The organism is Streptomyces erythrochromogenes, from assembly GCF_040684695.1.
GTDB lineage: Bacteria > Actinomycetota > Actinomycetes > Streptomycetales > Streptomycetaceae > Streptomyces > Streptomyces erythrochromogenes_C.
In genome coordinates this window covers 15758-35165 of the sequence record NZ_JBFBGM010000002.1, presented here as the reverse complement: position 1 = coordinate 35165, position 19408 = coordinate 15758, and the positions used below count along the sequence as shown (strand labels likewise).

Here is a 19408-nt window from a genome sequence, read left to right as displayed (position 1 = left end):
TGGTCCTACTGCTCGTACACCGTGTAGAAGGATTCGATCTCGGCCCCTGGGAAGCGCTGGGCGAACCGCTCCTCCAGGCCCGGCGGCAGCTCCTCGTCGCCGTACAGCCGAAGGGTCCGCAGCGAGGGCAGCCGGAGGTGCTCGACCAGGTCCTCCAGGGTCTCGTCCGACACGGCGAGCTCCTGCAACTGCTCCAGCCGGGCCAGCTCCTCCCAGTCGGCCGAACGGGCCGGACGCCAGCGGTGGCCCAGGTTCAGGATGTGCATCCCCGCATGCCGTCCCAGGCCCCGCACGTCGACCACGGGCGTGTCCAGGACCAGGAACTCCAGGTCCGCCCCGGGGGCCAGGTCGCGGGCCGACCAGGGACGCGGAGAGTGCAGCTCCAGGGAGTTCAGGTGCGGCCAGCTCGCGATGACCTCGTTCAGGCCCCGTGCCGCGGACAGGTTGAGGCGGGCGACCCGTACCGGCAGGCTGCGCAGGGCCGTCACGTCGGTGAGCCCCGGGCACCGGCTGATCTGCAGCACCTCCAGCGAACGCTGCTCGCGCAGGAACTCCAGGTCGTGGAGCTCTTCGAGATGGAAGAGGCCCAGGTTCTCCACGAGGACGCGGGAGCACAGAGCGGCCAGGGCGCCTGCGGACACGGAGTCCCGGATGACGAGTGCCGGCGGCCGCGCGAACGCGTGCAGGGCATTGGCCTGGGAGTCGTGCACGATCTGCAGGGCGTGCGGATCGTGGCGGAGGTGTTCGATGACCTCCCGGGCGTACTCCCGGGCGTCGAAGCGTGCCCACAGTGCCACGAGCGCGTCGTGGACCAAGGGCGAGGTCGTGTAGCGGAACCCGGCAAGGTAGGGGATCGCGAGGTCGGAGAGGGTCTCGCCGGCAGCGGTGATGGCCATGACGGCCTCCTCCTCACTCGCCCCTCCCGGGTGGGCGAGCAGTTCCAGCACCAGAGGGCCGGTGCGGCCCAGTTCCTTGGCCTCCTCGACGGTCCGCGGCGGCAGCAGGTGGCGTACGGCGGCCTCGGTCGCGGCGCGCAGTGCGGGATCGAGCTCTGCCGCGTACTGGAGGGACGCGTAGGCCAGGAGTACGGACCGGTTCGTGCCGCGGTCCAGCAGGGCCCGGATGATCTCGGTGCGTTCGCGCGGGCGGCCCTGGGCGACCGCCATCCGGATGACGTCCTCCCACTGGTCGTCGTCGGCGTGTGCGGTCAGCTCGCCCAGGCTGCCCTCGTCCAGGGCCGCCCGGGCGCCCAGGAAGTCCTGGAAGGTGCGGTGGACGAACTCGACGGTGTCCACCGTCGGGGCCCGCAGCAGGCCGGTGCGCTCCAGGAAGTGCCGGTACACCAGTGGCGCTTCACCGAGGGCGTGCGCGGCCGGGACCGCCGGGAGTGCTGCGGCGATCAGGTCCTCGGCCCGGGACCGGTCCATTTCGGTGCGGCCGTTGCGGATCAGCCAGTGGGCGAGCCGCTGGAGCAGCTGGAGCTGGGGCTCCTCGGCCAGGTACGGCAGCGGCACGCCGCGTTCACGGTCGCGGCGGTGCAGCAGCATCGACAGGGCGGCCGTGTACAGCTCCTTGCGGCCGGTCGGGAGGAACCCGCGGCGCTCGCGGTGCAGGGCGCAGATCAGACCGCACAGCAGCGGATTGGTGGCGAGGCGGGCCAGGTCGGGTTTCCGGCGTACGGCTTCCAGCAGGTCCGCGTAGCCCTCGGGGGTTCCCGCGGCGGTGTGCCAGCGCTCGATGAAGGACCGGACGTTCCCCGGGCTCATCGGAGCCAGGGTCACCTCGGTGAATTCCTCGCCCGCGAGCCAGTCCGGCCGGACGGCCGAGGGCCGGGAGGTGATCAGCCACCGGTTGCCGGGATGGGCGAAGGTCAGGTCCACGAGCCAGTCCCGGGTCCGGTCCCGTTCGTCCTCGGGGATCTCGTCGATGCCGTCGACCAGCAGCAGGGCCCGCCCGTCGCGCAGGACGCGGCTCTCCCAGCCCTCTGGTGCCTCTCCGGCCAGCGGGGTCCCGGCGAGGAAGTCGCGGGGCGCGGGCAGCCGCTCGCCGTGCCGGGTCAGGGTGCGCAGGGGGAGCACGTACGGGATGAGCCCGTTTCCGGGGGCTTTGGCCGCGGAGACGGCCAGCCATTGGATGAGCGTGGTCTTGCCCGATCCGGCGTCGCCGCGCAGCAGGACGCGATCGTGTTCGGTGAAGAGGTCGTCGGCGGGCAGGGAGTACGGCGCGGGTGTTTCTCCGGCCCTGGCGTCCGTCGCGGGGGCGGCCGGCGGCCGGGAGACCTCCAGCGAGACGTACGCCGCGTCCAGCGGCCAGCGCGCCGAGCCCGGCTCCAGGTCCAGGCCGAAGATCGTGAGTGAGGAGTGGCGGCGGGCCACGTAGGCGAGGTAGCGCTCCTCGAAGGCCGTGTCCCGGCCGTCCTGGCGGGGCAGGCGCGTCAGCAGCTCGTCCACCTTCGCGATGGTCTCGGCGTGCAGTCTGCTCTGCTCGACCAGGGTCGCGGCCACGAAGGTGGAGCGCTGGGTGAAGAAGTTCAGGATGTGCAGGCAGGCCAGTTCGACCAGGCGGTCGTGGAACAGTTCGGCGTCCCGGGAGAGCCCGGGGTGCGGGGCGGCCGCCCGCAGCCGGCGGGCGAAGGCCTCGGGGCCGAGGCGGACGGCTTCCACGTCGGAGAGGGTGAGGTCGCCCAGGGAGTGGAGGGTCGCGGCCAGGGCTGCCGCCACCCCGGCCTCGTCCCCGGGCGCGAGCGGCCGCTCGCCGGGGGCCCGCAGGGCCTCGCGCACCAGGGTGTCGGCCAGTCTGCTCAGGTCCGCCGCGTCGAGGTCGCGTTTCTCGCGCCAGGAGACGTAGGAGGAGATGCGCTGCGGGCGGTCGACCAGACCCGCGCCCGCGCCCTCGGTCCGTAAGAGCTTCTTGATCAGGGGCGCCACGACCGCCGAAGCCAGCCGGATCCCCGCTGTTGTTGCGTCCACGAGCCCGGAGCGTAGCGCCGGTCACATTCGCGGGGATCCGCATCGGGTGACCCGGGCCCCGGCCGGTGACAAGCCGCACAGGGCAAATCGGACATACTAGGGGGTTTCGTAGATCAAAAGGGCGTCGCTCGGGGGGTTTGGGCCCTGGGAAATCGCGTCAACGGGCCACGTCACCCCGGCACGGCTACGAGCCCCGGTAGTAAACGGGGACGTTTGGGGAACACCGGACATCCGGGTTACCAAAGATGAGCCAACCCGGCACATGGCTGAGCGTGCCGGGTCACTTCATGCCCGAGACGGGCGTGATCGCCCATGTCCCCGGCCCCGGAGGTCTGCTCTATGTCCGCGAAGCGCGTCATCACCCGTTCTACCCGTATCACCGTCGGCGCAACCCTCGGTGCTGTGCTGGCTCTCGGGGCCGGGACCACCGCCGCCTTCGCCGACGCCCCGCAGACGGCCCCCGCTGCCGCCACCGCCGCCACCGCCGACGTCGCCGCCGCGGCGAAGAAGAAGGCCGGCCTGTGGGACAAGCCGCTGGAGAAGTACACGCTGTCCGCGACCTTCGGCAAGGGCGGCAGCATGTGGGCCCGCAAGCACTCCGGCCAGGACTTCGCCGTCCCCGTCGGCACCCCGGTCAAGGCCGCGGCCGCCGGTACGGTCGTCAAGGCCGGCCCGAACGGCGGCGGCGACGGCCCCGCCTACGGCAACGCCATCGTGATCAAGCACGCCAACAACACGTACTCGCAGTACGCGCACCTGTCGAAGATCCAGGTCAAGGTCGGCCAGAAGGTCTCCGTCAAGCAGCGCATCGCCCTGTCCGGCAACACCGGAAACTCCAGCGGCCCGCACCTGCACTTCGAGATCCGCACCACCCCGAACTACGGTTCGGCCCTCAACCCGGTGGCCTTCCTGCGCACCAACGGCGTCAGCATCTGACCCGAGCAGGATCCCCTTGCATGACCCCGCCGACCGGCCCTCGTGGCCGGTCGGCGCCGTCATGTCCGATACATCGGGCCGGATCGCATCGGATCGGGCCGGGTGGGGTCAGGTGAGCAGCCAGGCGTGGGCCGGCTTCGGCGCCGGGGAGAGCTTGCCCTCCTTGTACCCGGCGGCCTGCTCCTGCGTGAACGCCGAGTCGTAGACCTTGATGTTGTGCAGGGCGCCCTGCCACGGCCCGGTCCAGATGTTGTGGTGCTTGGACCGGCCGAGCTGCAGCGGGCCGGGTGCCTGCCAGATCGGCGGGACCGGCGTCTCGCCCGCCTTCTTGCCGTCCACGTAGAGGGCGATCGCCTTCTTCTCCGCGTCGTACGTGGCCATCAGCAGCGTCGGGGTCTTGAGGATGGTCAGCCCCTCCGCCGCCACGGTCCGCGTGGTCGCGGCCGCGCCCTTGTCGCCCGTCTGCACGCGGAAGATCCAGGCCTGCTTGCCGTTCACCTCGTTCACGCCCAGTTCGAAGGAGAACGACTCACCGTCGCCCTGGCTCATGATGATCCGCGAGCCCTTGGTGGCGGAGCTGTAGGCACGCGCCGTGATCGTGAAGCTCTTCGTCACGTCGACGACCGGCTCGGCGGACTGCCCCCAGGAGTTGCCGTTGCCCCTGCCGACGACCTGGAACCGCTTGCCCAGCGGGCCGACCTTGAGGTCGGTGCCCAGCCGGATGCCCGTGCCGCCGTAGCTGTCGCGCAGCAGGGTGTCGTCGCCCGCGACCGTGGCCGTGTAGGCGGTCGGTGACTTCGAGTCCTCGGGCTCGGGCGAGGCCGACGTCGACGGCTGCGCGTTCGTACCGTCCGCACCGTCCTCGCCGCCCAGCAGGAAGAACGTTCCACCGCCGGCGAGGAGCGCCAGCACGGTCACCGTGCCGCCCAGCATCCACAGCTTCTTCCTGCGCCGCTCGGCATCGGACCGTTCGGCCATGGCCTCCCAGTCCGGCTGCTGGGACGCGCCGGGTATGTCCGGGCCGGCCAGCCGCGTGAAGCCGGGCTGGGCCGGCTGCGGCTGCGTGGCCGGCGGCCACTGACCGCCGTCCGCCTCCTGCTGGTACGGGTTCGGCTGCTGCTCGGACTGCGGGTAGCCGTAGCCGTACCCGTGGCCGCCGCCGGCCGGATAGCCGTAGCCGTTCTGGGCGGGCGGTCCCGGCGGGAACCCGTAGCCGCTGCCGGGGGCGGGCTCGGGCTGCGGGCTGCTCGGGGGATTCGTGCCGTCGGTCATGGCACGGAGCCTAAGTCACGCGCCCGCGCACGGGCACGGCCCGGTGCCCGTCCGTCAGTCCGGCGGCAGCTTGAGGACCGGGAAGCTGCCCGTCGCCGTCGGCGCGTGCTCGGGCAGCCACAGCACCGCGACCGCTCCGGCGGCCCCGCCGGCGGACGTGCCCGCCGGCGTCACCGAGCGGTCCAGGACCCCCGGAGCCGCCACGTTGCGGAACGTCAACCGGGCCCCCAGCACCCGCGCCTGGCCCTCCGCGATGGTCAGACCCAGCCCGTGCCCCACGCCCGCGCGGTCCGTCGACCCGGTACGGAACCGGCTCGGCCCCTCGCGCAGCAGCGCCTCGGGGAAGCCCGGCCCGTGGTCGCGGACCCGCACCACCCGGCCCTCGACGTCGACCTGGATCGGCGGCTGCCCGTACCGGGCGGCGTTGGCGAGCAGGTTGCCCAGGATCCGCTCCAGCCGTCGCGGGTCGGTGCTGACGACCTCGTCCGCGACGATCCGTACGGTCGCCTCCGGCATCAGTGCCTTCACGCGCCGGCTCACGAACTCGCCCAGCGCCACGTCCTGGAGCTCCGCCCGCTCCGAGGCGCTGTCCAGCCGAGCCACCTCCAGCACGTCCTCGACCAGTGCGCGCAGCGCCTGCGCCCGGTCCCGGACCAGCTCCGTCGGCCGCCCCGGCGGGAGCAGTTCCGCGGCGGTGAGCAGGCCCGTCACCGGCGTCCGCAGCTCGTGCGCGATGTCCGCGGTTACCCGCCGCTCGGCCTCCAGCCGCTGCTGGAGCGCATCGGCCATGGCGTCCACGGCCCGCGCGAGGTCGTCCGTCTCGTCGCGGACGACACCGCCGACCGCGTCCCGCACGCGTACGTCGGGATCACCGTGCGCCACCCGCTGCGAGGCGGCCGCGGCCTTGCGCAGCCGGCGCGAGATCTGCCCGCCGATGAGCACGCCGAGCGCCGAGCCGGCGACCACGGCGGACAGGCCGCCGATGACCAGGGCCCGGTCCAGGTCGGTGAGGAGCGTGGTGCTCTCCCGGAACGGCGTGTGCAGCGACAGCACCATCCCGTTCCCGAGCGGTACCGCGGCCCACACCTCGGGGAGCCCGTGCGGCCGCTCCTGGACGTAGGTCCCGCGCCGCCCCGACTGCGCCTTCTGCCGCAGTTCGACGGGCAGTTCGGGATCGTTGAGCTTGGCCCCCATGGGGGGCTTGCGGCCGGCTTCGGCGTTGCGGGAGATGAACTGCACGCGCTCCAGCTGCACATCGCGCGCGCTCTCCAGCATCGACACCCGGGCAGCGCTGTGCACCACCAGACTCAGCGCGATCGTGACGAGGGCGCCCACGGCGGCGATGGCGAGCGTGATCTTCCAGCGGATCCCCGTGCGGAGGGTGAACCGTCTCATGCCTTGAGTTTGTATCCGAAGCCCCGGACCGTTTCGATGCGGTCCTGTCCGATCTTGGTGCGCAGGCGCTGGACGTGGACGTCCACGACGCGGGTGTCGCCGCCCCAGTCGTAGTCCCAGACCCGCTCCAGGAGCCGGTCGCGCGACAGTACGGTGCCGGGCGCGGAGGAGAACTCCAGCAGCAGCCGCATCTCCGTCGGCGTCAGCGCCACGGGCGCGCCCGACCTGCGCACCTCCATGCCCTCGGTGTCGACTTCGAGGTCGCCGAAGGAGAGCACCCCGCGCTCGCCGTCCGGGTCGTGGTCGGAGGAGCCCGCGGAGCCGTTCTGCGGGCCGCCGGAGTGGTCGAAGCGGCGCAGCACGGCGCGGATCCGGGCGACGAGCACCGATCCGTCGAAGGGCTTGGTGACGTAGTCGTCGGCGCCCGCCTCCAGGCCCAGCACCACGTCGATGGAGTCGGCGCGCGCCGACAGCATGATGACGGGGACGGTGGACTCGTCGCGGATGCGGCGGCACAGGCTCACGCCGTCCATGCCCGGCACCATCACGTCCAGCAGGGCGATGTCGGGTCGGCGCGCGCGGAAGGACTCCAGGCCCGACAGGCCGTCGGGCATGGCCGTGACCACGAACCCGTCGCGCTCCAGCGCCAGGGTCGTGGCCTCACGGATGACGTCGTCGTCCTCCACGAACAGGACATGGGTCTCGGCCATGCGCAAGCCTCGCCTCGTTCTTCTTGCTCAGTGCTCAGTTCTTCTGACTCGTGGCCGGGGCGGGCTGGGCGCCGCCGTCGACCACGTTGCTGTACTCCGAGTGCACCCGGTCCTGCTCGGTGAACTTCTCCCCGTTCCAGCGGTACGTGATCACGTCCTCGCCCGACGGATAGGCGAGCGCGTCGCTCTTTCCGTAGACCTGTTTCGTGACCACCAGGTCGCCCCGGTCGATCTCCGCGTAGACGGGTGGCTGTTCGTCCGCGAACACATTCTCGTACTTGCCGTCGTCCGCCCGGTACACGTAGGAGCCGCGGCCCAGGGCGTCGGCGCAGGACAGGACGTTCACGACGATGTCCGTGACCGGACCTCCGGTGACCTTCCCGTAGCTCACGTCCACCGGGTACTGCTTGCCCGTGCAGGGCTTGAGGTCCCGCTTGACCTCGGAGCTGACCTTGGGGTCCGCCATGATCAGCGCCACCGGGTCCACCTTCTTCAGGGGGCCGCCGGTCCCGGAGGCCGCGGCCGGGGCGGTGTCGGTCGGCGCGGTCTTGGAGACGGTGTCGGTGCGGGCGGGGCCGCCGTCACGAAGGCCCGTGCCCCCGGTGGCGCAACCGACCGCGAACACGGCTGTGCCGACGAGGACGATGGTCCCCGCCGACATCAGCACCAGACTGCCTCTTCCCCTGAATCCGGGGGGAGAGCTCCTGCCGTTCAGATCTTGGCCGTTCAGGCCGCGCACCGCTCACGCCCCTCGTACCGCATGGTGTGGTCACCGCGCTCCAGCGCACGCATGTCCAGGTCCCGGCTCTCCAGCTCCTGCCGGAGCCGGGCCAGGGCGCGGTGCAGAGTGCTCTTCACGGTTCCCGCCGACATTCCGAGCGCCGCGGCAGTCTCCTCGGTGCTCATCTGCTCCCAGTGTCGCAGGACGACCACACTGCGCTGCTTGGGCGCGAGCACCTTGAGGATGTCCATCAGCAGGGCGCGGTCGGCGCGCTGGTCGGAGCCGTCCTCGACGGACGCGTCCGGGAGCTGCTCGGTGGGGACCTCTTCGAGCTTGCGGGCGCGCCACCACTCCGTACGGGTGTTGATCATGACCCGGCGGAGGTAGGCGTCGGCGAGGGACTTGTCCGCGATGCCGTCCCAGCGGCCGTAGGTGCGCACGAGGGCCGTCTGCAGGAGGTCCTGGGCGTCGGTGGGGTCCGGAACCAGCCGCCGGGCACTGCGCAGCAGAGCGTCCTGCCGGGTGCGTACGTACTCTTCGAAGCCGAGTACCTCGCCATGCGCCTGCGCCATTTCAGACCGCCTCCGTTCCGTCCGACCGCTCCACCGCTGTCTTACGGGGACGACGCTACGGAGGGGTTGTCACGGCCCTGTGCGGGCCAGCCTTCGGTGGGAGCACGGACACCCATAGGTTGTGTAACAGCGCCTGTGAGCTGGGGTTTAGCGGCAACAAACGGAATTGCTGACTCAGCTTCAGCAGCGGCTACGGGCGGTGGCGGACCGGTGCACGGTCCGTTCCCGAACCGCCTCCCGTCCGCCCCCGGCCCCGCCGCCCGCGCCGGCCGCCCCGCCGGACGCGCCCGGGCTCACACCTGCGGCCGGCTCTGCGGAAGCCGGTAGAGGCCGCCGTCGAGGGGTTCCACCAGCCCGTCGGAAACCAGCCCGTCGAGTGCCCGGGCCCGCTGCACCGGCTCGTTCCAGACGGTGTCGAGCACGGCCTGCGGAACGGGCCCCACCGCCTCCCGCAGGACGGCCAGGAGCTTGCCGCGCACCTGCCGGTCGGTCCCGGCGTACGTCTGCCCGCGCCGCGGCGGCCCGTCGTGCGCGGGCTTGCCCGCCAGGCGCCACGCGCACAGCCCGGCGACCGGGCAGCGCACGCAGTCCGGGCTCTTGGCGGTGCACACGAGCGCGCCGAGCTCCATCGAGGCCGCCGCCCAGCGGGCCGCGGTGGACTCGTCCTCGGGCAGCAGCTCGCGGGCCAGGCGCCGTTCGGCGGCCGTGGTCGCGTTCGGCGGGTACTCGACCCCGGTCGCGGCGCGCGCGAAGACCCGCCGGACATTGGTGTCGAGGACCGCGTGCCGCTGCCCGTACGCGAAGGAGGCCACCGCGGCGGCGGTGTACTCGCCCACCCCGGGCAGCGCGAGGAGCTGCGCGTGCTCCCGCGGTACGTCGCCCCCGTGCCGCTCCGTTATCGCGGCGGCCGCCCCGTGCAGCCGCAGGGCCCGGCGCGGGTAGCCGAGCCGCCCCCAGGCCCGCACGGCCTCGCCGGGGGCCTCGACGGCCAGGTCGGCGGGGCGGGGCCAGCGGGCGATCCACTGCTCGTAGACCGGCAGCACCCGGCTGACCGGGGTCTGCTGGAGCATGAACTCGCTGACCATGACGCCCCAGGAGCCGGCCTCGGGGCGGCGCCAGGGCAGGTCGCGGGCGTGCTCCTCGAACCACGAGATGACGGGGGAGTGCAGCGCGTGGGAGGTGCCGGCGGGCACGTCCCGGGAGCCGTCGGGGGAGCCGTCGCGGGACACGTCCGGCGACACGTCGGGGGAGGAAGAGGGGGATGCAGTCATGGCGTACGGCATCCTGGCACGTTTCGGACCCCGGAGGAGGACTCGCCGCCCGGGCCCGGCCCGGTCAGCCGGATGCCCGCCCGGATTCCGCCCGCCCGGATCCCGCGCGCCGCGGCTCCGCGCGCCGGGGCTCCGCCCGACCGGGTCCCTTGCGCCGGGGTCCCTTGCGCCCGGGTCCCTTGCGCCGGGGGGCCGCCCGCCCGGGTTCCGCCCGCCCGCACCGTGCGGACGCCCGCGGCCACCGGCCGGGCGAGCGCCAGCAGGACGAGCGCGGCCACCGAACCGCCCAGCAGCAGACCCAGCGCCACGTCGTGCGGGTAGTGGACGCCGACGAAGACGCGGGAGAAGGCCATCAGCAGCGCGAGCGGCACCACCAGCGGCGCCAGCCGGCGTACGGCCATGACCAGCGCGACGGCCGCGGCGCCCGCGATGGCCGCGTGGTTGCTCGGGAACGACCAGTCGCCGGGCGGCGGGCACCCGGCCAGCGAGGCCGCGGCGCCGACGACGGCGCGGCATGGACGCTCCTCCTCCACGGTGGACTTCACGGCCTCCGAGACGGCGTAGGCGATGGCGGTGGCCACCGGCGCGAGGAGGGCGAGCGCCACCGCCCGGGCACCGCCCCGGCCGCGCGCACGCCACCAGACGGCGGCGAAGAGCACGCCGAACAGCCAGAGCCCGTAGCCCGTCCAGAGCTCGAACGCCCGCTGCACCCACACGGGTGCGGAGTCGGCGAAGCCGGTGACGGTGCGGTAGAGGCCGGAGGTGTCCATGGTCACCGAACGTACCCAAACCGGATTAATGTCCATGTCAGCCCTTTGGCCGGTTCCCGCCGCCTCCGCTTGGGCCCGCAGGATGATCATCGGCAAATCAAGTCCGCTGCGCGGCATGTGGGGCACTGATCGGGCCGCGAACCTTTGTAAGGTTCCGTTCGTGGGATCTCTGCGCAATCCGGTCGGGCCGCTCCCCTCCTCCATCTACTGGCGACGGAGGGCTGTGCTGGCGTCAGTCGTCGCGCTCCTCGCGCTGCTCGCCGTATGGACCGTCACGTCCGGTGGGGGGAGGACGAGTACGAACGGAAAGGGCGAGGGCCGCCCCGATCCCGTCACCTCCATCACCCCCGGTCCGCCCGGCACGGGACCCGCCATCAGCGCCGCTCCCGGCGGACGCCCCGAGTCCGGAGGCGGTGGCACCACCGGCTCCGAGGGCGGTTCGGGCGGCGGCGCCGGCAAGAACGGCGAACCGGGCAACGGCACCGGCACGGGCGGCGGTTCGGGCTCCGGCGGCGGCGCGGGTGGCGGTGCGGCCGTCCCGGCGGACTCCCCGCTCCCCACGTGCGCGACGTCCGCGCTCCAGTGGGAGGTCAAGAGCGCGAAGAACGAGTACGAGGCGAACGAGAAGCCCCGCCTCGAACTGGTCGCCCGCAACACCTCCGGAACCACCTGCAAGGTCGATCTCGGCCCGAAGCAGGCCGTCCTGACCATCCTTCAGGCGAGCAGCAACAAGGCGGTGTGGTCCTCGGCCGACTGCCCCACGGGCCCCGGCAACACCTTCTTCCGCCTCCCCGCACAGGGCGAGACCAAGCACGCGCTCGACTGGGACCGCAGGTTCAGCGCGGCCGACCAGTGCCAGTCGCCCCCGGCCGGTGCCGCGGCCCCCGACACCTACGTCGTCGAGGTCAAGTCCCCCGGCATGCCGGTGGCCCGCACCTCGTTCGTGCTCAAGCAGGACTGAGACCCGGGAGCGGCGCCCACGCCGCACGCCCGGGGAGGGCGAACCGCAGGGCCGGTCGGCCAGGGCCGGTCGGCCAGGGGCGGTCGGCCGAGCAGGGCCGCAGGTTAGACGTAGCGCTCCAGGATCGACGACTCGGCCAGACGGGACAGGCCCTCGCGGACGCTGCGCGCCCGGGCCTCGCCCACGCCGTCCACCGTCTGCAGGTCGTCGACGCTCGCGGCGAGCAGCTTCTGCAGCCCGCCGAAGTGCTCCACCAGCCGCTCGATGATCGCGCCCGGCAGCCTCGGCACCTTCGCCAGCAGCCGGTAGCCGCGGGGCGACACCGCCGAGTCCAGGGTCTCGGGCGAGCCCGTGTACCCCAGCGCCCGCGCCACGATGGGCAGTTCCAGCAGCTCCGGGTGGGTCAGCGCGTCCAGCTCCGCCAGCGCCTCGTCCACCGTGCGGGAACGCTTCGCCGTCGGCTCGGGCACGTAGTCCCGGATGACCAGCTCGCGCTCCTGCTCGATGCCGACCGTCAGCTCGTCCAGCTGGAGGGACAGCAGTCGCCCGTCCGTGCCCAGTTCGACGACGTACTCGGCGATCTCGGTCGCGATCCGGCGGACCATTTCCAGCCGCTGCGCGACCGCCGTCACGTCGCGCACCGTGACCAGGTCCTCGATCTCCAGCGCCGACAGCGTGCCCGCGACCTCGTCCAGGCGCAGCTTGTACCGCTCCAGCGTGGCCAGCGCCTGGTTCGCCCGGGACAGGATCGCCCCGGACTCCTCCAGGACCCGCCGCTCCCCGTCCACGTACAGCGCGATCAGCCGCATCGACTGCGACACCGACACCACCGGGAAGCCGCACTGCTTCGAGACGCGGTCGGCCGTGCGGTGGCGCGTGCCCGTCTCCTCCGTGGGGATCGACGCGTCCGGTACGAGCTGCACGCCGGCCCGCAAGATCTTGGTGAGGTCCTTGTCGAGGATGAGCGCGCCGTCGAGCTTGCACAGCTCGCGCAGCCGGGTCGCGGTGAACTCCACGTCCAGGACGAAGCCGCCCGTGCACATCGCCTCGACGGCCTTGTCCATGCCGAGGACGATGAGGCCGCCGGTGTTTCCCCGGACGATCCGCTCCAGGCCGTCGCGCAGTGGCTGACCGGGTGCGACCGCGCTCAGCGAGGCGCGCATGAGCGCGTCGTGCTTGGAGCTCGCGCCGGACTTCCCGGGTGCTGATGCCCCGTCCTTGGCTGCCACTGCACTCCTCCGGTCGCGGGTTGCGCCGCCCAGCGCGGGGGCACGAGGACGTGCGTACGGCCGGGCGGACCAGCACAAAGTCTACCGGCGCGCGCTGCGGCCCCGCCGTGGCTTGGCCAGGTAGGGCCCGGCCGGGGCCCCTACGGACCCCCTGACCAGGGCGGCGACCGGTCGGTCGGCCGGTTCGATCATGACGGTCCGCCCGGTTCGATCATGGCCGGTGGTCCGGGACCTGCCCGGTGGTCCGGTCCGGTCCGGTCCGGTCCGGTCGTGAGTCGGCCGGTGGTCCGGCCGGTCCGGGGCCTGTCCGGCTGCCGGCCGGTTCCGCTCGGCCGCGGTGCGGCCGGGATGACCCGCCGACCACTGCCCCGCTCGACTACTCCGCGACCCCTGACCCGCTCGACTACTCCGCGGCCGCGGCCCGCTCCTTGCTCTCCCTGGCCGACGTACGGGAGCGCCCGCGCGGCAGCACCCGCAGCGCGTCGCCCATGTCGGCCACCTCGGTGACCTTCATCCCCGGCGGCACCTTGCCCGGATCCGCCGGCACCAGCGCGTGCGTGAAGCCCAGCCGGTGCGCCTCCGCCAGCCGCCGCTGCACGCCCGTCACCCGCCGCACCTCGCCGGCCAGTCCGACCTCGCCGATGGCCACCAGGTTCTTCGGGAGCGGTACGTCGCTGGCGGCGGACGCCAGCGCGAGCGCGATCGCCAGGTCCGCGGCCGGCTCGGTGAGCTTCACCCCGCCCACGGTGGCGCTGTAGATGTCGCGCTTGCCGAGCGCGGTGATCCGGCCGCGCTGCTCCAGCACCGCCAGCATCATCGAGACGCGCGAGGTCTCCAGGCCCGAGGTGGTCCGCCGGGGGGAGGGGATCTGCGAGTCCACGGTCAGCGCCTGCACCTCGGCGACCAGCGGCCGCTTCCCCTCCAGGGTCACGGTCAGGCAGGTCCCCGGTACGGCCTCGGCGCGCCGGGTCAGGAACAGCCCGCTCGGGTCGGCGAGCCCGGTGATCCCCTCGTCGTGCAGCTCGAAGCAGCCGACCTCGTCGGTGGCGCCGTAGCGGTTCTTCACGCCGCGCACGAGCCGCAGCCGCGCGTGCCGGTCGCCCTCGAAGCTCAGCACCACGTCGACGAGGTGCTCCAGCAGGCGGGGACCGGCGATCGCCCCGTCCTTGGTGACGTGGCCGACGAGGAGGGTGGCCATGCCCCGCTCCTTGGAGGCGCGGATCAGCGCGCCCGCCACCTCGCGCACCTGGGCCATGCCGCCGGGCGCGCCGTCGATCTCGGGCGAGGCGACGGTCTGTACGGAGTCCAGGATGAGCAGGGAAGGCTGCACGGCGTCGAGGTGCCCGAGCACCGCCGACAGGTCGGTTTCGGCGGCGAGGTAGAGGTGGTCGCTCAGCGCCTTGATGCGGTCGGCCCGCAGCCGCACCTGGCTCGCCGACTCCTCACCCGTGACGTACAGCGTGCGGTGCGCGTCGCTGGAGGCCTTCGCCGCGACGTCCAGCAGCAGCGTCGACTTGCCGACGCCCGGCTCGCCGGCCAGCAGTACGACGGCACCGGGCACGAGCCCGCCGCCCAGGACGCGGTCCAGCTCGTCCACACCGGTGCTGCGTGCGGTCGCCGTCCGCCCGTCGACCTGGGCGATCGGCAGCGCGGCGGTCGACACCCGGCCGGCCGCGGTCGTCCGTACGGCGGGCGCGCCCATCTCCTCGACGGTGCCCCAGGCCTGGCACTCGGGGCACCGGCCGAGCCACTTGGCCGTCGTCCAGCCGCACTCGGTGCAGCGGTACGACGGTCGGTCCTTGGCGGATGAACGAGCGGTGCGGGCAGCCATGCCGCTCACGGTAGCCGCCCGCACCGACAGCGCGGGCCGCGGTGCCGGCCGGGACGTCCGGGCGGCGCCCGGTGCCCGCCGCACGCCGCCCGCGTCAGGGGCGGTCGTCAGTGCACCACCGATCTGTTCACCCGTAAGGGCTAAAACTGGGGAAGGCTTCCAAGGCGCCCCCGGCGCGCCGCCTACGGTCGCCAGGTGAACAGCAGCAGCCAGGCACACCCCTCGCCGCGCACCGGCGCACACCGGGCGCACGGGCGCACGCCTCTAGAAGAGGAGCCGCCGCGCCCCTTCCGGCACGAGCCGTACCTCGACGGCCTGTTCACCTACTGCCTGTCGGTCCTCTGCGATCACGACACCGCGACCGACGTGCTCGGAGACGTCCTCGTCGTCGCCGAGCGGCACCCCGGCCGCTGCCCGGACGAGGGCGACCGGCGGGCCTGGCTCTACGCGCTCGCCCGCTGGGGCTGCCTGCGCCGGCTGGCGGAGCAGCGGCGCGTCCGGCAGGGAGCGCATTCCGCCCGGCGTGCGCCGGAGCACAACGGGCGCGACCGTGCGTCCGGGGGCGCAGCCGCCGACGGGACGGCCGCGGACGCCCACCGGCAGCTTGACGTGAGCGCCTACCGCCGTACCGAGCTGGCCCGTCTCGCCTGGCCGGAGGCCGCGGGGACCACCCCCGCGCAGCGCGAGGCACTCGAACTCGCCGTCCGCCACCGCCTCGCCGTCCCCGAACTCGCCGCCGTCCTCGGCACGCCCCCCGCCGCCGCCCGGGAACTGCTGACCGGCGCGGCGTGCGAGGTGGAGCGCACCCGCGCCGCCCTCGCCGTCGTCGAGACGGGCAGTTGCCCCAGCGTCTCCCAGCTCACCGGCGCGGACGCGGACGGCAACGGTGGCGACGGCGACGTGCTGCTGTCCAGCACCCTGCGCGCCGAACTCGTCCGGCACGTCGACGACTGCCCCCGGTGCCGGCGCGTCGCGGAACGCGTGGGCGCCGCCGCTCCCTGGCCCGGCTCCGGGGGCGTCAACACCGCCGCACTGCCGCTCGTACCCGCCCCGCGCACCGCGGTCCACGCGGCGATGCTCCGCTCCGGCCGGGGCCGGGGCCGCAGCCCCGGCCTGCGCTTCGACCGCACCGGCTTCCCGATGGACCCCAAGGACCGCGCGGCCCGCCGCGACCGGCTGAGGGCCCGCGCGGTGACCACCACCGTCGTGGCCACCGTCGTCGCGGCCCCGGTCCTGGCGCTCTGGGCCTCGTACCGCGGCGAGCACGGCACCGGCGAACCCGCCGGCAACGGCACCCCCGGCATCTCCGCCAGCGAGAGCGAGCTGCCGACCGCCCGGGTCGACGGCCGCCCGCTCACCGCCTACGAGAACGCGGGGAACGCGGCCACCACCACCGGCGTCCCCGGCTTCACCGAGAGCAGCGAGTCCTCCGACGTCTCCGTCGAGGTGATCAGCTCCGGTCCGCCCGCCACCCCCGACCACGCCGGGGCCCCCGGCCGGCTCTCCGTGGCCGCCTCCTCGCGGGGCGCCCTCACCCTGCTCACCCTCACCGCCTCCGGCGGCGGGCCGGTGGACTGGAGGCTCTGGTCCGACGCGCCGTGGCTGCGCGCGAGCCGCACCGCGGGCACGCTGGCGCCCGGAGAATCGGTCACCCTGCACATCGCCGTCGACCCCGAGGCGCAGCCCGTCGGCGCGTGGACCGCGCGGGTCGGGGTCGACCCGACCGGTGCGGTGGTCTCCATCCGGGGCCGCGGCCGGCCCGCGTCCACTCCGACCCCGCAGCCGGAACCGACGCGTCCCGCGAGCCCGTCGCCGACGCAGGACCCCACCCAGGGGCCCTCGCCGACGCCTTCCCCGACGGAACCGACGATCCCGCCGCCGTCCCCGACGCCCGCGCCGACCCCGACGGACGGCGCAGGCGGAACGGTTTCCCCGGCCCCCGACCCGGCCCCGTCAGGGCCGGCGGGGGGCTGAGGGCCGAGGGCCGAGGGCCGAGATCCGGTCGCTTACGGGGTCGGGTCGCCTACGGGGTCGGGTCCGCGGGGTGCGGAGCCATCGGCAGCAGCGAGGCCAGCCGGGCCTCGCACAGCTGCACGAGCGCCTCGTACCCCTCCTTGCCCATCAGCTCCGTCAGCTCGGCGCGGTACGACACGTACACCGGGTCCCCGGCGCCGTGCGCGGACGTCGCCGACGTGCACCACCAGTGCAGGTCGTGACCGCCCGGGCCCCAGCCGCGGCGGTCGTACTCGCCGATCGAGACCTGCAGCACCCGGGTGTCGTCGGGCCGGTCGATCCAGTCGTACGTCCGGCGGATCGGCAGCTGCCAGCAGACGTCCGGCTTGGTCTCCAGCGGCTCCCGGCCCTCCTTCAGCGCGAGGATGTGCAGGGAACAGCCGGCCCCGGCGGGGAACCCCGGCCGGTTCAGGAAGATGCACGCGCCGTCCCAGCGGCGGGTCTGCTTCTCCCCGTCGTCGTCGTGCTGCGTCCACCCGCTCTCGCTGCCGACGTCGTGGAACTGCCACAGCTCGGGCGTGAGGCGGGCCACGTGCTCCGCGACGCGCTTCTCGTCGTCCTCGTCGGAGAAGTGCGCGCCGAGCGTGCAGCAGCCGTCCGAGGCTCGGCCCACCTGGATGCCCTGGCAGCCGCTGCCGAAGATGCAGGTCCAGCGGGAGGTCAGCCAGGTCAGGTCGCAGCGGAAGACCTGCTCGTCGTCGGCGGGGTCGGGGAACTCCACCCAGGCCCGAGGGAAGTCGAGCCCCTTCTCGTCGGCCACGGCCTTGGCCTTTCCGGGCTTGAGGGGCTTGAGGGGCTTGCCGTTCTTGGCGCGCTTGGTGCTCGCGCCCTGGTCGTCCTTGCCCGTGTCCTTCTCCGACCGGGTCTTGTTGGCCTTCTTCGTATTTGGCACAAACCCAAGCCTAAGCGCCCCTTACACAACCCCCGAGCGTTCCTCGCAGTAGCGTTTCCCCCTATGAGACTCGGTGTCCTTGATGTGGGTTCGAATACCGTCCATCTGCTGGTGGTGGACGCGCACCCCGGTGCGCGCCCGCAGCCGGCGCACTCGCACAAGGTGGAAATAAGGCTGGCGGAGCTCCTCGACGAGGCCGGCGCCGTCACCCCCGCGGGCGTCGAGCGTCTCCTCTCCGTCATCAACGAAGCGGTGCAGGCCGCCGAGGACAAGGGCTGCGAGGACGTCCTCCCCTTCGCGACCAGCGCCGTGCGCGAGGCCACCAACGCCGACGAGGTCCTGGCCCGGGTCAAGGCCGAGACCGGTGTCGACCTGCCGGTGCTCAGCGGCGACGACGAGGCACGGCTCACCTTCCTCGCCGCGCGCCGCTGGTTCGGCTGGTCCGCGGGGAAGCTGCTGGTCCTGGACATCGGCGGCGGCTCCCTGGAGATCGCGTACGGCATCGACGAGGACCCCGACGCCGCCGTCTCCCTCCCGCTCGGCGCGGGCCGCCTCACCTCGGGCTGGCTCCCCGGCGACCCGCCGGACGCCCTGGACATCCGGGCGCTGCGCCGGCACGTGCGGGCGGAGATCGCGCGGACGGTCGGAGAGTTCAGCCGCTTCGGCGCCCCCGACCACGTGGTGGCGACGTCGAAGACCTTCAAGCAGCTGGCCCGCATCGCGGGCGCGGCCCGCTCCGCGGACGGCCTGTACGTGCAGCGCGACCTCAGCCGCAAGTCCCTGGAGGAATGGGTGCCGCGCCTGGCGGCGATGACGACGGCCCAGCGCTCGGCCCTCCCGGGCGTCTCGGAGGGCCGGGCGAACCAGCTGCTGGCGGGTGCGCTGGTCGCCGAGGGCGCCATGGACATCTTCGGCGTCGACGAGCTGGAGATCTGCCCGTGGGCCCTGCGCGAGGGCGTCATCCTGCGCCGCCTGGACCACCTCCCGACCCCGGGCGCGGGGCCGGCGTAGGGGGCTTCGCGCGGGGGTGGCACGGGTACGGGTGCACGCGCACCCGGCGCCTTCACCCCCGCGGCCCCGCCGCCCCCGGCCGGTGGCTGCCCACCCACCCCCTGCGTCGGGGTGGTGGTGCGGGGGCGGGCTCCGGCGGGGCGGTATCGGAGTTGTTCTGGGGGTTTTCCGTCTGTCCGATGGTTTTCCGGGTCGTGCCGGTCCCTCAAGGGCGCTCCTGCGTCGCGTCGCGTTGCGATGGCCTGCGGCCACCCTTGACCGCCCGTCCCGCCCCGGAACTGCAAGGACCGGCGGAAAACCCCAAAAGAACGAGCCGGTCTCAGGTTCAGGGGCGCGGTGTCGGCGCTGCCGGGCGGGAGCCTGGTGCGCCTCACATCGCTACGCGCTCCTGTTCTGACGGCGTCTGCGAGCCTCGTGGGCTGGGCATAAGCCGCCGCAGATCGCTACGCGCTCCTCGATCACGCGTCCGCGGGCGGTCTGGGGAAGGAAAAGCGTCAGACGACGGCTGAGGCGATGCCAATCCATGTCTGCGCTCCCTATGAGGAGTCCTCGTCACCTGTCCGTGGCGCGGGGGTGGCCGGTACCCGCGAAGGTGATCCAGCAGGTGTCGCGAGCCGTGTCCACGAGGTACCAAATGCGCCCACCACCCGTCACCTCGATCTGCCATTGCGCGCAGGTCTGGCCGCGATGGACCCCGTGAGACAGGGTCCCCTTGAGGCGGTGGTGGCGCGGGGTCTCGGTAGCCGGCCTGGGTTCCGTGCGCATGGTGACCCAGGCGCGGTAGGTGTTCTCCCGTGCCTGTTGGGCGAGGCAGTCCCACCCCTTGGCTGATGCTGCGTCGGCGAAGCGGACTTC

General features: G+C 73.3%; 15 protein-coding genes. 4 read left to right on the top strand and 11 right to left on the bottom strand.

The features are described from left to right. Positions 1 to 5: 5 nt before the first annotated feature. The gene (locus tag AB0O53_RS04195) at positions 6 to 2969 is read right to left on the bottom strand and encodes an NACHT domain-containing protein (RefSeq protein WP_350989764.1); all 2964 of its coding nucleotides are present in this window, start codon (positions 2967 to 2969) and stop codon (positions 6 to 8) included. Positions 2970 to 3308: 339 nt separating this feature from the next. Between AB0O53_RS04195 and AB0O53_RS04190 the strand changes: the two genes are divergently transcribed. After that, positions 3309 to 3905, top strand: coding sequence for a M23 family metallopeptidase (locus tag AB0O53_RS04190; RefSeq protein ID WP_359129657.1), 597 nt, complete (start codon positions 3309 to 3311; stop codon positions 3903 to 3905). Positions 3906 to 4013: 108 nt separating this feature from the next. Here AB0O53_RS04190 and AB0O53_RS04185 read toward each other — a convergent pair whose 3' ends face one another. The 7 genes from AB0O53_RS04185 to AB0O53_RS04155 all read right to left on the bottom strand — a co-directional run bounded on the left by AB0O53_RS04185 (position 4014) and on the right by AB0O53_RS04155 (position 10616). Continuing rightward, the gene (locus AB0O53_RS04185; RefSeq protein WP_350989760.1) at positions 4014 to 5177 is read right to left on the bottom strand and encodes a LamG-like jellyroll fold domain-containing protein; all 1164 of its coding nucleotides are present in this window, start codon (positions 5175 to 5177) and stop codon (positions 4014 to 4016) included. Positions 5178 to 5231: 54 nt separating this feature from the next. Continuing rightward, entirely contained in the window at positions 5232 to 6572 is a 1341-nt protein-coding gene (gene cseC / locus AB0O53_RS04180) for a two-component system sensor histidine kinase CseC (protein WP_350989758.1), read from the bottom strand. Then, entirely contained in the window at positions 6569 to 7282 is a 714-nt protein-coding gene (cseB, locus tag AB0O53_RS04175; RefSeq protein WP_350989756.1) for a two-component system response regulator CseB, read from the bottom strand. Before cseB ends, cseC begins: the two co-directional genes overlap by 4 nt. 34 nt (positions 7283 to 7316) lie before the next feature. Next, positions 7317 to 7943 carry a hypothetical protein gene (locus AB0O53_RS04170; RefSeq protein ID WP_350989754.1) on the bottom strand — a complete coding sequence of 209 codons (627 nt, stop codon included), beginning with the start codon at positions 7941 to 7943 and terminating at the stop codon, positions 7317 to 7319. A gap of 65 nt (positions 7944 to 8008) precedes the next feature. Continuing rightward, entirely contained in the window at positions 8009 to 8575 is a 567-nt protein-coding gene (locus AB0O53_RS04165) for a SigE family RNA polymerase sigma factor (RefSeq protein WP_030763752.1), read from the bottom strand. A 293-nt stretch (positions 8576 to 8868) separates the two neighbouring features. Beyond that, positions 8869 to 9846 carry an HhH-GPD family protein gene (locus tag AB0O53_RS04160; RefSeq protein ID WP_350989753.1) on the bottom strand — a complete coding sequence of 326 codons (978 nt, stop codon included), beginning with the start codon at positions 9844 to 9846 and terminating at the stop codon, positions 8869 to 8871. Then, on the bottom strand, positions 9843 to 10616 hold the full coding sequence (locus AB0O53_RS04155) for a phosphatase PAP2 family protein (protein ID WP_365193162.1): 774 nt from the start codon (positions 10614 to 10616) through the stop codon (positions 9843 to 9845). Before AB0O53_RS04155 ends, AB0O53_RS04160 begins: the two co-directional genes overlap by 4 nt. Positions 10617 to 10776: 160 nt before the next feature. Between AB0O53_RS04155 and AB0O53_RS04150 the strand changes: the two genes are divergently transcribed. Continuing rightward, positions 10777 to 11577, top strand: coding sequence for a hypothetical protein (locus AB0O53_RS04150; RefSeq protein WP_350989750.1), 801 nt, complete (start codon positions 10777 to 10779; stop codon positions 11575 to 11577). Between the two features lie 104 nt (positions 11578 to 11681). Here AB0O53_RS04150 and disA read toward each other — a convergent pair whose 3' ends face one another. Both disA and radA read right to left on the bottom strand, forming a co-directional pair. After that, positions 11682 to 12806 carry a DNA integrity scanning diadenylate cyclase DisA gene (disA, locus tag AB0O53_RS04145; protein WP_030817598.1) on the bottom strand — a complete coding sequence of 375 codons (1125 nt, stop codon included), beginning with the start codon at positions 12804 to 12806 and terminating at the stop codon, positions 11682 to 11684. 403 nt (positions 12807 to 13209) lie between these two features. Next, entirely contained in the window at positions 13210 to 14637 is a 1428-nt protein-coding gene (gene radA, locus AB0O53_RS04140; protein ID WP_365193160.1) for a DNA repair protein RadA, read from the bottom strand. A gap of 195 nt (positions 14638 to 14832) precedes the next feature. Between radA and AB0O53_RS04135 the strand changes: the two genes are divergently transcribed. After that, positions 14833 to 16611 (top strand): BACON domain-containing protein, encoded by a 1779-nt coding sequence (locus tag AB0O53_RS04135; protein ID WP_365193159.1) that lies wholly within the window; start codon positions 14833 to 14835, stop codon positions 16609 to 16611. 49 nt (positions 16612 to 16660) lie between these two features. Here the strand turns inward: AB0O53_RS04135 and AB0O53_RS04130 are convergent, their stop codons facing one another. Next, on the bottom strand, positions 16661 to 17542 hold the full coding sequence (locus AB0O53_RS04130) for a DUF3109 family protein (protein ID WP_350989744.1): 882 nt from the start codon (positions 17540 to 17542) through the stop codon (positions 16661 to 16663). Between the two features lie 63 nt (positions 17543 to 17605). On the opposite strand from AB0O53_RS04130, the gene AB0O53_RS04125 reads away from it, so the two are divergent. Beyond that, positions 17606 to 18553, top strand: a complete 948-nt coding sequence (locus tag AB0O53_RS04125) for a Ppx/GppA family phosphatase (RefSeq protein ID WP_350989742.1) — start codon at positions 17606 to 17608, stop codon at positions 18551 to 18553. Positions 18554 to 19408 lie beyond the last annotated feature (855 nt).

What these genes read in the sequence shown, in the direction of transcription:
- AB0O53_RS04160 (WP_350989753.1), bottom strand. Translation starts at nt 9,846, where the DNA reads ATGACTGCATCCCCCTCTTCCTCCCCCGACGTGTCGCCGGACGTGTCC.
- AB0O53_RS04125 (WP_350989742.1), top strand. Translation starts at nt 17,606, where the DNA reads ATGAGACTCGGTGTCCTTGATGTGGGTTCGAATACCGTCCATCTGCTG.
- AB0O53_RS04170 (WP_350989754.1), bottom strand. Translation starts at nt 7,943, where the DNA reads ATGTCGGCGGGGACCATCGTCCTCGTCGGCACAGCCGTGTTCGCGGTC.
- AB0O53_RS04185 (WP_350989760.1), bottom strand. Translation starts at nt 5,177, where the DNA reads ATGACCGACGGCACGAATCCCCCGAGCAGCCCGCAGCCCGAGCCCGCC.
- cseC (WP_350989758.1), bottom strand. Translation starts at nt 6,572, where the DNA reads ATGAGACGGTTCACCCTCCGCACGGGGATCCGCTGGAAGATCACGCTC.
- AB0O53_RS04165 (WP_030763752.1), bottom strand. Translation starts at nt 8,575, where the DNA reads ATGGCGCAGGCGCATGGCGAGGTACTCGGCTTCGAAGAGTACGTACGC.
- AB0O53_RS04155 (WP_365193162.1), bottom strand. Translation starts at nt 10,616, where the DNA reads ATGGACACCTCCGGCCTCTACCGCACCGTCACCGGCTTCGCCGACTCC.
- radA (WP_365193160.1), bottom strand. Translation starts at nt 14,637, where the DNA reads ATGGCTGCCCGCACCGCTCGTTCATCCGCCAAGGACCGACCGTCGTAC.
- AB0O53_RS04190 (WP_359129657.1), top strand. Translation starts at nt 3,309, where the DNA reads ATGTCCGCGAAGCGCGTCATCACCCGTTCTACCCGTATCACCGTCGGC.
- cseB (WP_350989756.1), bottom strand. Translation starts at nt 7,282, where the DNA reads ATGGCCGAGACCCATGTCCTGTTCGTGGAGGACGACGACGTCATCCGT.